This is a genomic window from Methylobacter sp. S3L5C (genome assembly GCF_022788635.1).
In the GTDB taxonomy this organism is placed as follows: Bacteria; Pseudomonadota; Gammaproteobacteria; order Methylococcales; family Methylomonadaceae; genus Methylobacter_C.
The window spans coordinates 1,336,986-1,350,118 of the sequence record NZ_CP076024.1; the positions used below are offsets into that span (position 1 = coordinate 1,336,986).

Sequence of the window (13,133 nt, forward strand, 5' to 3'; positions counted from 1 at the left end):
TTCATCCGGGCTACTTAACGTCATTAGCGGTTACTTGATTTTACCAAACAGGCTTTTAAGTTTTCCAAGTTGACCTTTAGCCGGAATCACTGGCGGTTGTTCGACAGCCAGTGGAGCAGGTGCTGGCTGAGTTTCTGCTTTAGCTTGTTTTGTCTCTTCAGGTTGCTGCTTTGAGCCAAACAGGCTTTTAAGTTTTCCAATTTGGGCTTTAGCGGGAGTCGCTGGCGGCTGTTCCAGTGTCGCTGAAGCAGGTTGAACTTTCGTTTCCTCTTGTTTTATCTCTTCGGCTGGCTGGCTTATATCACCAAAAAAATAATTTTTATTTCCAAATTGATTTTTAGTCGCACTAAACGGCAAACTTTCTGTAGCTACTGGAGCAGGTTGAATTTTTTCCTCGACCTGTTTTTTTTCAACGAAAACCGGGTCTACTTTAATCGGCTTTTGACTAGTGCTTCCAAACAGATTTTTAAGCTTTCCAATCCTGCTTTTAGCGGGACTCACTGGCTGTTGCTTCGCTGGTGCAGGCTCAACTTCCGGTTTATTCTGCTTTATTGCCATAACTTCCGGCTCTGCTTTAACAGGTTCCTGGACGGTTTTTCCAAACAAGCTGTTACTCTTTTCGGCTGTTTCACCCGCTGGTTGTTTAACCGGGCTAACTGGCGGTTGTTCGACGACAACTACTGTCGGTGCAGGTGAGATAACTTCATCGGTCTTTTTTAATTCAACCAATGTTTCTTTTTCGTCCGGCTTTACGAGCGCAGGCTGTGCTTGCCCTTTAACCGGATCAACTGACTTGGCTTTTTCCAACTGTGCAATCAAAGTGTCTTTAGTCGTTATTTTTTCTTCCAGGTGCGTTAACTGCTGCTTGGTATTAACCAAATCGAGGGCTTGCTGTTCCAGTTCGGTAAGACGCGCCAATTCAGACAGATGTTTTTCCAGGGTTTTGGATAAAACCTGTTGAGCCTGATCCTGTTGCTGTTGCAACAACAATTTTTGCTCTTCAAACGCCTGTTCCAGTTTGGAAATCTGACTGGTTTGGGCAGCAAGAATTGTTTGCAAGGTATCAATGAGGGCTTCCGTTCCAACACGTCTTGCCGTTTCAGCCTGAAAAGATTGCTGCAACTCGGCTTTCGTCTGCTGCTCGCTACGCAAACGTGTTGTTAACAGATTAATAACTCTATCGTGTTGTTGCCATAAGCCATCTGCTTTAATATCACCCATTAACGGTACCGGGCGCTCGCCAAGATCAAAACTGGTTGCCAAGGTTTGAATAACGCCGGCAATCTCCTTATTACGTTGTGAAAGCTGCTCTTCAATCTTTTCGGCTCGCTCAGCTTCATTTTGGGCAGACTGCCGGTCTTTTTGCATTTGCTCGGTATTGGCAGCCAATTCCTGCTGCATTTGCTGCGTTTGTTGTTGCGCGGCATTAATTGCAGAGTTGAGCTTATTTTGCTCTTCAAGATGCGAGTTTTCACTGACTATAATTTGGTTCTTTAAAGAACCAATCTTGATGCTATAAATAATCGCCGTCAGCAACCAGGCCAGTATCGCTATAGCCAGGGTGTACAAAGGATTGTTCTGGGCCAGTAGAATCCAGTCAGAAATAGTGGCTTTAATAATAGGTAAGTAAGTTTCCATAAATACGTTTCTCAATAAAAAATAACGGTAATATATTGATTTAGTGGTGATTTTATTTTTTTATTTACTGCCATATACCTTAATGGCGAGTCCACATTAACTTAAATATTTGTCTTTAAGAGCCCGTCCATAAACTCAACTTGTCAAAAATTTGAAATTTTTTGTACACTGCTGTTTAGTAAAAATCACCTTAAAACTCAATACCCTGTTCGGCTTTAATGCCCTGCTGAAAGGCATGTTTTATCATAGTCATTTCAGTCACCGTATCGGCAATTTCAATCACTTCGGGTGCAGCATTGCGACCGGTCATAATTAAATGTACCCAGGATGGTTTTTCATTGCGAATAAAATCCGCAATTTCCTGACCGGAAATCCACTGATAGCCGCAACAATAATTAATCTCGTCCAGTAAAACCACATCAAATTCTTCAGAAAGAATTTTCTGTTTGCTAAGCTCCCATATTTCCCGACTGGTTTTAATATCCTGTTCAGGATTTTTGGTATCCCAGGTAAAACCGTCACCCAAAGCATGCCATTCAATGTTATCAAAACGTTCTGCGGCTTTTTGTTCGCCCGTTTGCCATTGCCCTTTTATATACTGAATAACACAGACTTTCATATCCCAACCTGCGGCACGAAAAACCATGCCTAATGCACTGGATGATTTGCCCTTACCTTCACCGGTATTAACTACAACCAGTCCTCGTCGTCTATCTCTCGATTTCATAAACCATTCCGTAATTTGATTAAGTAGTAATAAGGTAAATACTTTATTAGTAGAGAACGCATTGAACGCTTTCAATCATGATAAAGTTACCCTATTCTTTACGCCATTCATTGTAACCTTAAAAAAGAAATTATGACCGAAGCAACTGTTTTATTTTCCAATGCCAAGCAAGTTATTCCCGGCGGCGTAAATTCGCCAGTACGCTCGTTTAACGGCGTAGGCGGCACACCAGTTTTTATTGACCATGCCCATGGCGCTTATGTCTACGATAGTTCGGGCAAGCGTTATATTGATTATGTCTGCTCCTGGGGGCCGATGATTTTAGGCCATGCGCATCCTGACGTTATTGCTGCGGTTAAGCAGGCTGCTGAAAAAGGCCTGAGTTTTGGCGCACCAACAGAAATTGAAACACAAATGGCCCGGCGGGTTTGTGATCTGATGCCATCGATTGAGTTGGTCAGAATGGTCAGTTCCGGCACCGAAGCGACCATGAGCGCCATTCGCTTGGCCAGAGGTTATACGGGGCGGGATAAAATTGTTAAATTTGAAGGCTGTTATCACGGCCATTCGGATTCCTTATTGGTTAAAGCAGGTTCTGGCGCCCTGACTTTTGGAGTCCCCAGCTCACCGGGCGTACCCGCATCGGTTGCTGCAGACACGCTAACCTTAACCTATAACGATAGTGAATCGGTTAAGGCTTTATTTACCGAATTAGGTGAACAAATCGCCTGTATTATTGTTGAACCGGTCGCCGGTAACATGAACTGCATTCCACCAGTACCGGGTTTTCTGGAAACCTTGCGTCAAGTCTGTGACCAATATGGCAGCATACTGATTTTTGATGAAGTGATGACCGGGTTTAGGGTCGGTCTACAGGGCGCACAAGGGGTTTACAACATCAAGCCGGATTTAACCACACTGGGTAAAATTATCGGCGGCGGTATGCCGGTCGGTGCTTTTGGCGGACAACGTAAAATCATGGAACATCTTGCTCCTCTGGGACCGGTGTATCAAGCGGGTACTTTGTCCGGCAATCCTGTTGCCATGGCGGCCGGACTAAAAACACTGGAATTAATCGCCCAACCCGGATTTTATGAAGCCTTATCTGCAAAAACCGAAACTCTGACTGCCGGCTTAAAAGAACGTGCTCATCAGGCCGGTATTGCCATGACTACCAACAGTGTTGGCGGTATGTTTGGTTTATTTTTTAGCCCGGAACAGCAAGTGACGACCTTTGCTCAGGTTATGCAATGTGATCAGGCTTTATTTAAACGCTTTTTTCATGCCATGCTTGAAGCTGGTATTTATTTGGCTCCTTCAGCCTATGAAGCCGGTTTTATTTCGGCAGCGCATACCGATGAAGATCTGAATAAGACGCTGGATAGCGCAGAAGCGCTGTTTAAAAGTTTATAATCCGGTCAGAAAACGACTTTTACCAATATTGTACTGGTTGGTTTTTACAGCTTGCGGGATAAAAAGAAGGCACTTGGTTAGCCAAGTGCCTTTTCGAGGGGAACACACAGGAGAGGTCAAGCATTTATAATACATATAGCAGTTACTATGCCAATAGCACCTAAGCCCTCGTTTCATATAGGTCGACTTACCAATTCAGGTATTCTTGTTTATCTGTTCAAACATTTTCTGCCCTATTTTTAAGCAGCAGTTGCTGTATTAGTGTCCTAATTTGGTGCAACTTTACGTTACTTTAAAAGTTGCAGGAAATTGCTCACAAAGCTTCAAATTTGATCGGTCATTTTTAAAATTCAATTACAAAACAATCTATCACAGACTTGTAGCGCTACTTTAGGCGAAAAGGATGACTCTATCGCAATTAGCATGGCGATACGCACAGTATTTGCTAACCAAATAATAATTATCCCGAAAGGAAAAAGCCAGAAGGCTTGCGGAAAACGTAGCTCCTTTTTGAACAGCCAAAGATAGATCTCGAGAAATATGGTAATCAGGGAAATACCTTCCAAACTCGAATAAGAGGAAAATATTTCAACCTGAAAAGAGGCTGTACCCAATAAGAAAATTTCCGGTTGAGAGACAAGTTCCGAATAAAACCAGCCGAGCAGTAAATAAACAAGCTGCATTGTGGGTTTAGCCAGATTGTTCCAGAATTCTTCTTGATCGAGGGGGTTTTCTTGTCGACCGAGCATTCCTAACAGCATCCAGGCGCAAATTCCCAGCACACAACCCATGAGTAATGCTATATACTCCTGGCGAATCAGTCCTAACCAAAAATGACCTGGAACCAATGCAAGCAACCATAGCATCAATGTTACTCTGGTCAGCGTAAACCAACCTGCAAACCAAGAGGCCGAGAGATGCTCAGGGTTGGTGGGGATGCCGAAAATGAGTTCAGTGACAACCGCGAATGCAGCAAAAGCGAGGAGGTGACATATCAGCCAATACATCCAGCGATGTTCACATGACTGCTCCTGTAAATCACTTAGAATCCCCTTAATCCGAGGGCTGAGAATAAGTAAAAAAGCGCTAATAATCCACAGGCCTGCCGGCCAAATCTCTTTCGAAAAATTAAATATCCACTTGGACCAATTGATATTATTCACCAAAAGAGGTGAGAGGAGTTGGGGTGCTTCATGCCGTGTGGTTATCACTATAAGTTCAATAGACTGTAATCGCGTAGCGCCACCATCTTAAAATATTCTAAATGCACTGGTATCCTTTAGTTTTTTTTGAGGATATCTTATGGCATTAACTGAACAGCAACTAAAAAATATAAAAACATGGCAAGCGCGTGGCTCTTCGCAAACAGCTTATTGCCAAGCACATGGATTGAATAAAAAAAGTTTTCAAGATGGTTTAGCAATTATTAAGCACTTTCCCAAGCAATGGCATCTTCGTTGATTGCAATTGACGTTACACAACCGATTATAACTCCGCCGGCGATAAATGAACCCTTGGGGCTACGGTTAGTCAATGGGCTCTCATTGGAGCTGCTTGTTAACACCTCGCCGCGCTGGCTTGCGGAGCTATTGCAATGCCCGGATTAATAACAGATCCTATCGCTATTTGGTTGGCGGTCGAGTCCGATGACATGCGGCGTGGCATTGACGGCTTGTCAATGATTGCTCAAGAAGCTTTGGGTAAGGTACCTTTCTCAGGTGTCGTCATCGTGTTCAGCAACCGCCCCGGTAATCGCATCAAAGTGTTGCTCTGGTATGCTACTGGCGTATGGCTGTGTCAACGTCGCTCCTGATTAGCAAGATGCTTCAGCTGACCGAAGCCATACCTCTGAACGAGGCCCAATGGCAATAGCCGCGACAAGAAGACGCGATGGAAGCTTATCGAGTTGGAAGCGGCGATTGAAGCGATAGGCAAATGCTGCCAAATAGCGCGAGGTGTATTTTGCGAAACCAAAGGCATGATAAGCACCACCCAAGCTAGTTTTTAGATTACCTAATATCGTATTAATCCAAAGAAAGTCCGGCATATCTTTGGGTTTTCGACCGCCGACTATAATAGCCCGATGCTGGCACCCAGCCTCGGATACCGCCGCAAAACAGCTCAAGCCATCAGAAAGCACGGAGCAGCCAGGTGCAAGGTTGGTTTTAGCCCAGTCAGCAATGGCTTTTTTAGTGAAGCCGGAGACCGGTGTTAATTTGATGCGTAAAGGATGACCATCGTCATCAAGTGATAACGCAGCAACAAAAGGTACCTTATTTTCGGAACCCCGCCCGGCTTTTCCACCACTGAGTTCGCCACCGAAATATGCGTCATCAATTTGAACTTGGCCACTGAGGGTATAACGTGTTTCACGCTCAGACATGGCTTCCATCAATTTATGATGAATGAGCCATGCCGTGGGATAACTGACCGCCAAATATCGTTTCAGAGCCAGCGCAGATAAACCAGTCTTGGTCTGGCTGATTAGGTAGATCGCCAGAAACCAAATAGTGAGTGGTAGCTTGGTGCTTTGGAAGAGAGTCCCTGCGATGAGCGACGTTTGGTGTCGACAAATCTGACACTGGAAAGTGTTGTGCGATCCGACTTTAAATACGCTGTGACCGGTATGACTACAATAACTGCAAACGAAACCTTGAGGCCATCGTGCTTGCTTTAACGCCGCTTCGCATTGTACTTCAGTACCAAATTGTTTGAGAAACTCAGGCATAGATAAGCCCGGTTGAAACTGGATACGATTCATTGACATGACACGACCCTCTTTTTAATGGGCTGAATTCAGAATACTCCAACTTTTGGCGCAATGAGTAGACTTGGCTGAAATACATTGCTAATCAAGAAAATTTATAACGCTTGGCCTATACGCCCCACCAAATCAAATTTTTTTTAAGTACTCTTAACGTAATCAATCAGACTCCCTTGACTAAAGGAAGTCTGGGTACAGAAAATCCCGCACGCCGTTGACGAATTACCGCAGCCAAATAAATCCACGGCGATTGTTGACGAATACAGCGGGTTTCAATAACGCTGATCAGAACCGCGAAAATTCTCGTGCCATCTTCGGTTCGTGTACCATGACAAATACTTCTTAAAATCACCCAATGACGTAATGCTTGCTCAGCCTCGTTGTTGGTCAGAGGTAAATGTGGATGTGCCAATACCTGAAAAATAGCCTCCCAGTCGTTGAGCATTTCTCTGGCTAATGCACGTGCCTTGGTATGTGTCACCGACGCACCCATTACTTCACAGGTACTCCGGTAATCTGATAGAGCGCTTTGATAAGTGATCGATAGCGCCTGATCTGGCGGCATTTCCCGAGCCGCATAAACTGCCTTAATCAGAGTGCCCAGCAGCAAGCCTGTCTGTTCGCCAAACAAGCGTGCCGCCATGTCCAGACTGTCTTTTAACCCTTCGGCCTTACGTATCAGGTGTGCCTAACAACGAAGGCGCTTGAGGTAATAGCGGTAAACTTGCCAACCGTCACTCATTAGCCAGCCTTGAAAATGGCTACTTAATACATTGGTCAGTAATTCTGAGTTTCGATTGGCGATTCAGTAAACGACTACATCAACTGTTTCAAAGGCGGTATAGGCTTTCCGGTATCTGGCTTCAATTCACGGTCACAGCGTACGCAATTTTCCGGATAATGATGCGCTTCTGCAGTAACTTCTATCTTTTGCTAGCGTCCATTACAGGGCGGTCCAAGTTGTTTGCCCGCTTTCCGTTTGTTGCCTCATCTGCCTCGGCCGGTGCTTTTTCTTCGGATTCGGTTTTCGATGCGTCTTCGGTGTCCAGGACGCGATCATCTTCGCCAGAAAATCCATCCTGCCCTTGTTGTTGCTCCTGACCTTCATCGCAGGTGTTAGTCTATCACTACTGGGTGGCCCGTGAGCTATTCCGCGATGTTTGTCTCAGCCGCTCCCTCGCTTCTTTTAAGTCGTAGAGTAGTTTGACGGATAATCGACGCAGAACTTCCTCTGGCAATTGCAGCAATTTTCTTCAGTTAATTGCAGTAGATTGTGGTCACTTAATCTCATGGGAAATAACACAGCACTTTTTTAACCAAATTTTTAGGTTTTTGACGTGGGGACTGAATAATTACGTCTGATATTGCCATCTGAGGGTATATTTATTTGTGGAAGTTAATATACCTGCCAAAAAAAATTGGATGTCAACCAACCCCGTTGAATCTTACGGACAATAAAAAACCCGCTAAGCCTTGCGACTTGCGGGTTTTTGTATTTCTTTGACTCTGTCTGAATTCACCAGTGGAGGTTGCGGGCGGAATCGAACCGCCGTAGATGGCTTTGCAGGCCACTGCATAACCATTTTGCTACGCAACCATAAAGGTGAAATAGAAAAGCCGCGATATTTCGCGGCTTTTCTATTTGTATATTGGAGCGGGAAACGAGATTCGAACTCGCGACCCCAACCTTGGCAAGGTTGTGCTCTACCACTGAGCTATTCCCGCTTTGAATTTATTCAGCTATTATAGGGATTATTAAAATACTGTCAAACTTTATTTTTATTGAATGTCAATTGCCAAAGCCCACGCTTCGTTACCTTTACATTCACCGTCTTCGATTCTGACTTTAGCATAGGTTTTTTGTTTGCCATAAGCATCTGCAAACTCAAGTACAGAAACAGGAGTGCCTTGAGCAATATGCTGACAAGCGCCGGATCTGTCTTTCTCTTCGGTATCATCATAAGCCGAAATTGCACCAGGCGTTACTACCAAACGAACGGTTGCTGCAGCATCATAAGCATTGGCGCTTTTCAATGTATAGCGTTGACCAATAGCGAGATCTTTAAGAGCGGGTCCGGAGATAGTGGGCTTTGAGCTGTCATCGCCCATTGTCATCAATAAAACAAGCAAAATGACTACTCCACCAATGCTGCCAAAAAATACTTTTGGATTGGTTTCTTTTAAACTTAAGAATGAAGAAACCAAGCTGCCTGCCGTATTTTTTGCAGAATCTGCAGGCTGTGTAACATTTTCATCTTGGGCTATTTCTTCTTGAACGATTTCTTCTTGTTTGGTGTTTTCTTCATTACTCATCTCTTATCCTCATAGTGGTGTAATTTTATTTATTATATTGATGAATCATTGGCCAATGCCTTATTTAAGTATTCCCGGGTAACAAGTAAGCACTCTTGATGTTATCAATCTACGACTATTCAAAAGCAGATTGATCACTTACTAATACCTATACTTAATAGGTCAACTTACCACGATCAAAAAAATTTTCAAGTGCTTTGTGACTATTGTCCATCAGATTTAACATTAAAAATGCTAGGGTATTTTTTTAAAGGATCATCATTTGTTATTTTTGCATGATGCGCTTCAGAGTCTTCAGCACATCCTACGAGTAAACTTTACTTATTACGAGTTGCCTTAGCCCCCGCCTTTTTTTACCATCATGCCTTTTGATGGATTATAGCCAATGATGGCTGCTGTCATAAAAACCAGAAAAGCGACCAAGGTAAAGATAAAAGCCTGTTCGTTAAATTGTCCGTACAGGGCAAAACGGATTAATTCAACGGCTTGTGAAAATGGGTTATATTGCGCCAGTTTACTCAGCAACACACTGGATTCTTGCATTTTCCATAAAGGATAGAGTGCTGTCGACATAAAAAACATTGGAAAAATGACAAAATTCATCACGCCGGCAAAATTTTCCAGTTGTTTTATAAAGGATGACAACAATAATCCCAGTGCTCCCAGCATTAATCCGGACAGTATTAAGGTTGGTAATACCCATAAATAGCCTTGCCACGGTGCATGGATGTCATAAAACCAGGCAATACCCAAAAATACATAAACCTGTAAGATGGACACGCCCGTTCCTGCCAACAATTTACTGAGTAATAAAAACCAACGCGGTAATGGACAGACCATCAGTATGCGCATACTGCCCATTTCCCGATCATAAACCATGGATAATGAACTCTGCATACCGTTAAATAACTGAATCATACCAATCAGCCCCGGCGTTATATAAACTTCATAAAGAATATAGGTTTCATAGGGAGGGGTGATGGCAAGGCCCAAGGCTGCCCTAAAGCCGGCCGCGAAGATAAACAACCAGACCAAAGGCCTGACCAGCGCGGAAATAAAGCGTTCACGTTGGGTAACAAAACGCCATAATTCCCGTCCGATAATGCCCCACATGGCTCGCCAATAATGCAGAATGTTTACGCTGGATGTTCCTGTCTTGCGTCCTTTGGGTGAAGGCAAATCCGCTTCCCGCTGATTAGTCATGCCTGATCTCCTTGCGTCAAGTTGTAAAAAGCATCTTTTATCGATGCCGTATTGGTTATTTTAAGAACTTCGTCTACGGTATCATTGGCTTTAATTTGGCCTTTATGGAGAACGATTAAATGATCATCGGGATAAATTTCATCAATTAAATGACTGGCCCATAAAACCGCCAGCTTTTCATCAGCCGCCAAATGATGTACATACTCAACAATAGCCAAGCGGCTAGGTACATCCAGACCGACAGTCGGTTCATCCAGCAACAATAACGCCGGTTTATGCAGTAATGCCCGGGCAATTTCTACGCGTCGTCGATGTCCGCCATTAAGCTGGCGTATTTTCTCAAAACGTCGGTCAAACATGTTCAGACGTTCCAATTCCTGTTGAATCCGTTGCATGGCCAGTTTACGTCCCAAGCCATGCAAGGCTGTGTGATAACGTAAATTTTGCATGACCGTTAAATCCATATCCAGGGTGGTTTGCTGAAAAACCACGCCCAGTTTTGTTAATGCTTGCCGAGTTTGCTGTTTAATATCAAAACCACATAACTCGATACGGCCTTCATGGCTATCGTACAAGCGCGTAATCAACGAAAATAACGTACTCTTTCCAGCGCCGTTAGGACCTAAAAGTAGCGTACATTCACCGGCATGAATTTTAAAGTTAACCTGATCAAGTGCCTTCTTGCCACTATAAGAGAAACTCAAATCCTCGATGGATAATGCGATGGGTGTCTTCATGGTTTTACCGCAACGCCCCAGGGATAATTACCGACGCCAATCGATTTAGTCACCGTTTGACTATCCAGATCAATAATCGAAATATCATTACTGGTACCGTTGGTGGTATAGAGACGCTTTTGATCGGGAGAAAAAGCCAGATTCCAAACCCGTTGACCAACCAATAGCGTTTTTTCTACAGCAAAGGTTTTGGCATTAACGACCGCCACACGGTTTGCCGGCCCCAAAGCTACATAGCCTCTATTGCTGTCTTTATCAATGATGACGCCCACCGGCTGAATTTTATCGGCAGTAACACCGGCAACTTCAAACTTGATCGTCTTGATGATTTGCTTGGTCTTTACATCCAGAATCATTAAGGTCCCAGCCATTTCTGAAGTTACCCATAATTGTTGGCTATCTGCTGTAAAACCAACCGCACGCGGACGGGGATCAACCAGAGTATTTTCGACGATAGTATTGGTTTTGGTATCAATCCAGTGCACCATATTGGTGGTTTCTGAAGCACTGATCAGCCACTTGTTATCGGGGCTAACGATAATTCCTTCAGGTTCGACGCCGACCTTGATTTGTTTGACGGCTTTTTTGCTGGCAATATCAATTACCGTGACCAAGCTGTCATCTTCGTTTGACACATAAATCTTGTCACCGGCAGGATTTAACGCAAAAGTCTCCGGATCATCGCCCGATGGCAATTGCCCGACTTCTTTCAGCGTCTCGGCATCAATAATTTTTATAGTATTGTCATCGCTGGTCGCGATATATAAAAATTTGTTATCCGGGCTGATAGTAATCCCTCGGGGACGTTGACCTATGGGTACTGTTTTGATTAATGTTCCCGTTATCGGATCAACCACGGCCAGCGCATTGTCTTTTTCCAGCGTGACAAAAACGCTTTCAGCCTGAACGGTTCCGGTTAATGCCAGCGCTAAAAATAACCCAAAGTTCTTCTTTTTCATTATCATTTATTTATCCCATTTGCATTGCGATTCAGGTTGATCATAACCCAAGGTATCCAGTTCGGTTTTTGGATGCAAAAAGCCTTCAATGGGTGCCACCGCCACCAATGACCTCGGTGCTGCCAGCAAAACCGGTTGCCGCAACTGACCGTCCCAAGAGCGAAAAGACAACGGATTGCCGGTGTAGCCATTTAAGGCAAACGCATCGCTTAACAGGTAAGCTTTAACGGGAATCAGATCAACGGACTGACTGCGGGTAGCTGCTTCACCAATCGCTCTAAGGGCTAAATAAGCGGCATAATCCTGCTCTTCCATCCAGCGTCCGGCTTTTTCTTTGAAGCGGTTTTGTATCTGTACAGCGCCCCATTGCTCATGCGTTCTATGCCATGATGTAGCAATCAATCCCTGAGTCCCTATCACCGGTCTTGGAATCCAGGTGCGATAGTCAAGATATTCGCCAAATTGGCCTTGTTCATCAGCGACTACCAAGACATCATAATCATCCTCTGCCTGGGTAAATACCGCTACATCCGATTGCGCGGTACGCCGTGCGTCATAAGTATGCTCCCAGGTTTTTTCTGCCACTATTTTCATGCCAAAACGCTTGGCTGCGCGTTTGACGGCATCGGCAAATAAACGATCTTCCTGGGTAGATCCAATGATTAGAAACCACTTGGTCCAGCGTTTCTTCATCATATATTGCGCCAAGGCATCGGCACGCATCGCTCTGCTGGGCAAAATATGCAAAACATTATGCCGGCACTGCTCATTGCGCAACGCATCATCGACCGTCGCCACATCAAATAACAGCATTTGCCGGGCAGCAGGCAAATCAGCGATCAGGTTTAATTGCTCAGCCGGCAAATTAACGACGACATACTGAAATTTTTTACTAATTTCTTTAGTAAAAGTATCGATAACATTACCGTCTACCGGCACAATAAATTTGCTTAATTGATAGTGCTGGCCGGTAAATTCACCAGTCGTATTATCATCATCAATACCCAGTTCTGCGCCGAACACACCTTTGTTTTTAATAAAGGCATCCAGATTGGATAATGGCGGCGGCACGTTTTGATCCTGGCTTAAATAAGCAATGGCAATGGTTTGTTTGGCTTTCGCAGAAACAACTCCTATGCCAACTAACTGAATAATTAATAAAACAGTCACCATTATCCGAACAGGCTGATTAATTGATCGCATTATTCCTCAACAATAAAAAATTCATTTTTTTCATTTTAACGGATTCATAAACTTTTTTTTGGTTTTTACAAAAGTTTATAGCGAGTGACCGGTTAACTAAAACTTGATAGCACAGCTTAATTCACGCAAACTTTGGTCATTATTATTTTTTCCAGTCCGGCTTTTTAAGTTGAGCC

General features: G+C 44.0%; 13 protein-coding genes and 2 tRNA genes. 3 read left to right on the forward strand and 12 right to left on the reverse strand.

Going from position 1 to position 13,133, the window contains the following annotated elements:
* Positions 1 to 30 precede the first annotated feature (30 nt).
* Both KKZ03_RS06165 and cobO read right to left on the reverse strand, forming a co-directional pair.
* Positions 31 to 1,638, reverse strand: a complete 1,608-nt coding sequence (locus tag KKZ03_RS06165; RefSeq protein ID WP_243220645.1) for a hypothetical protein — start codon at positions 1,636 to 1,638, stop codon at positions 31 to 33.
* 190 nt (positions 1,639 to 1,828) lie between these two features.
* The gene (gene cobO, locus KKZ03_RS06170; RefSeq protein ID WP_243220646.1) at positions 1,829 to 2,365 is read right to left on the reverse strand and encodes a cob(I)yrinic acid a,c-diamide adenosyltransferase; all 537 of its coding nucleotides are present in this window, start codon (positions 2,363 to 2,365) and stop codon (positions 1,829 to 1,831) included.
* Positions 2,366 to 2,497: 132 nt separating this feature from the next.
* On the opposite strand from cobO, the gene hemL reads away from it, so the two are divergent.
* Positions 2,498 to 3,778, forward strand: coding sequence for a glutamate-1-semialdehyde 2,1-aminomutase (gene hemL, locus KKZ03_RS06175; RefSeq protein WP_243220647.1), 1,281 nt, complete (start codon positions 2,498 to 2,500; stop codon positions 3,776 to 3,778).
* A 350-nt stretch (positions 3,779 to 4,128) separates the two neighbouring features.
* Here hemL and KKZ03_RS06180 read toward each other — a convergent pair whose 3' ends face one another.
* Positions 4,129 to 4,989: an exosortase/archaeosortase family protein gene (locus KKZ03_RS06180; RefSeq protein WP_243220648.1), complete on the reverse strand. Its 861-nt coding sequence runs from the start codon at positions 4,987 to 4,989 to the stop codon at positions 4,129 to 4,131.
* A 91-nt stretch (positions 4,990 to 5,080) separates the two neighbouring features.
* On the opposite strand from KKZ03_RS06180, the gene KKZ03_RS06185 reads away from it, so the two are divergent.
* Both KKZ03_RS06185 and tnpB read left to right on the forward strand, forming a co-directional pair.
* On the forward strand, positions 5,081 to 5,239 hold the full coding sequence (locus KKZ03_RS06185) for a hypothetical protein (protein WP_243220649.1): 159 nt from the start codon (positions 5,081 to 5,083) through the stop codon (positions 5,237 to 5,239).
* Positions 5,240 to 5,372: 133 nt separating this feature from the next.
* The gene (gene tnpB / locus KKZ03_RS06190) at positions 5,373 to 5,591 is read left to right on the forward strand and encodes an IS66 family insertion sequence element accessory protein TnpB (RefSeq protein ID WP_243220650.1); all 219 of its coding nucleotides are present in this window, start codon (positions 5,373 to 5,375) and stop codon (positions 5,589 to 5,591) included.
* On the opposite strand, the gene KKZ03_RS06195 is transcribed toward tnpB, so the two are convergent.
* From KKZ03_RS06195 to KKZ03_RS06235, 9 genes are all read right to left on the reverse strand, one after another.
* Entirely contained in the window at positions 5,592 to 6,545 is a 954-nt protein-coding gene (locus tag KKZ03_RS06195; RefSeq protein WP_243220651.1) for an IS1595 family transposase, read from the reverse strand.
* 160 nt (positions 6,546 to 6,705) lie between these two features.
* The gene (locus KKZ03_RS06200) at positions 6,706 to 7,224 is read right to left on the reverse strand and encodes a transposase (protein WP_371744889.1); all 519 of its coding nucleotides are present in this window, start codon (positions 7,222 to 7,224) and stop codon (positions 6,706 to 6,708) included.
* 841 nt (positions 7,225 to 8,065) lie between these two features.
* Positions 8,066 to 8,139 (reverse strand) — tRNA-Cys (locus KKZ03_RS06205).
* Positions 8,140 to 8,192: 53 nt separating this feature from the next.
* A tRNA-Gly gene (locus tag KKZ03_RS06210) sits at positions 8,193 to 8,267 on the reverse strand.
* A gap of 54 nt (positions 8,268 to 8,321) precedes the next feature.
* On the reverse strand, positions 8,322 to 8,855 hold the full coding sequence (locus KKZ03_RS06215; protein WP_243220653.1) for a hypothetical protein: 534 nt from the start codon (positions 8,853 to 8,855) through the stop codon (positions 8,322 to 8,324).
* A 336-nt stretch (positions 8,856 to 9,191) separates the two neighbouring features.
* Positions 9,192 to 9,968, reverse strand: coding sequence for an ABC transporter permease (locus KKZ03_RS06220; protein ID WP_243221547.1), 777 nt, complete (start codon positions 9,966 to 9,968; stop codon positions 9,192 to 9,194).
* Between the two features lie 86 nt (positions 9,969 to 10,054).
* Positions 10,055 to 10,795 carry an ABC transporter ATP-binding protein gene (locus KKZ03_RS06225; RefSeq protein ID WP_243220654.1) on the reverse strand — a complete coding sequence of 247 codons (741 nt, stop codon included), beginning with the start codon at positions 10,793 to 10,795 and terminating at the stop codon, positions 10,055 to 10,057.
* Positions 10,792 to 11,754 carry a PQQ-dependent catabolism-associated beta-propeller protein gene (locus KKZ03_RS06230; RefSeq protein ID WP_243220655.1) on the reverse strand — a complete coding sequence of 321 codons (963 nt, stop codon included), beginning with the start codon at positions 11,752 to 11,754 and terminating at the stop codon, positions 10,792 to 10,794. Before KKZ03_RS06230 ends, KKZ03_RS06225 begins: the two co-directional genes overlap by 4 nt.
* 6 nt (positions 11,755 to 11,760) lie before the next feature.
* On the reverse strand, positions 11,761 to 12,957 hold the full coding sequence (locus KKZ03_RS06235) for an ABC transporter substrate-binding protein (RefSeq protein WP_243220656.1): 1,197 nt from the start codon (positions 12,955 to 12,957) through the stop codon (positions 11,761 to 11,763).
* Between the last annotated feature and the right edge of the window lie 176 nt (positions 12,958 to 13,133).

What these genes read in the sequence shown, in the direction of transcription:
- tnpB (WP_243220650.1), top strand. Translation starts at nt 5,373, where the DNA reads ATGCCCGGATTAATAACAGATCCTATCGCTATTTGGTTGGCGGTCGAG.
- KKZ03_RS06185 (WP_243220649.1), top strand. Translation starts at nt 5,081, where the DNA reads ATGGCATTAACTGAACAGCAACTAAAAAATATAAAAACATGGCAAGCG.
- KKZ03_RS06235 (WP_243220656.1), bottom strand. Translation starts at nt 12,957, where the DNA reads ATGCGATCAATTAATCAGCCTGTTCGGATAATGGTGACTGTTTTATTA.
- KKZ03_RS06165 (WP_243220645.1), bottom strand. Translation starts at nt 1,638, where the DNA reads ATGGAAACTTACTTACCTATTATTAAAGCCACTATTTCTGACTGGATT.
- cobO (WP_243220646.1), bottom strand. Translation starts at nt 2,365, where the DNA reads ATGAAATCGAGAGATAGACGACGAGGACTGGTTGTAGTTAATACCGGT.
- KKZ03_RS06220 (WP_243221547.1), bottom strand. Translation starts at nt 9,968, where the DNA reads ATGTGGGGCATTATCGGACGGGAATTATGGCGTTTTGTTACCCAACGT.
- KKZ03_RS06230 (WP_243220655.1), bottom strand. Translation starts at nt 11,754, where the DNA reads ATGAAAAAGAAGAACTTTGGGTTATTTTTAGCGCTGGCATTAACCGGA.
- KKZ03_RS06215 (WP_243220653.1), bottom strand. Translation starts at nt 8,855, where the DNA reads ATGAGTAATGAAGAAAACACCAAACAAGAAGAAATCGTTCAAGAAGAA.
- hemL (WP_243220647.1), top strand. Translation starts at nt 2,498, where the DNA reads ATGACCGAAGCAACTGTTTTATTTTCCAATGCCAAGCAAGTTATTCCC.
- KKZ03_RS06225 (WP_243220654.1), bottom strand. Translation starts at nt 10,795, where the DNA reads ATGAAGACACCCATCGCATTATCCATCGAGGATTTGAGTTTCTCTTAT.
- KKZ03_RS06195 (WP_243220651.1), bottom strand. Translation starts at nt 6,545, where the DNA reads ATGTCAATGAATCGTATCCAGTTTCAACCGGGCTTATCTATGCCTGAG.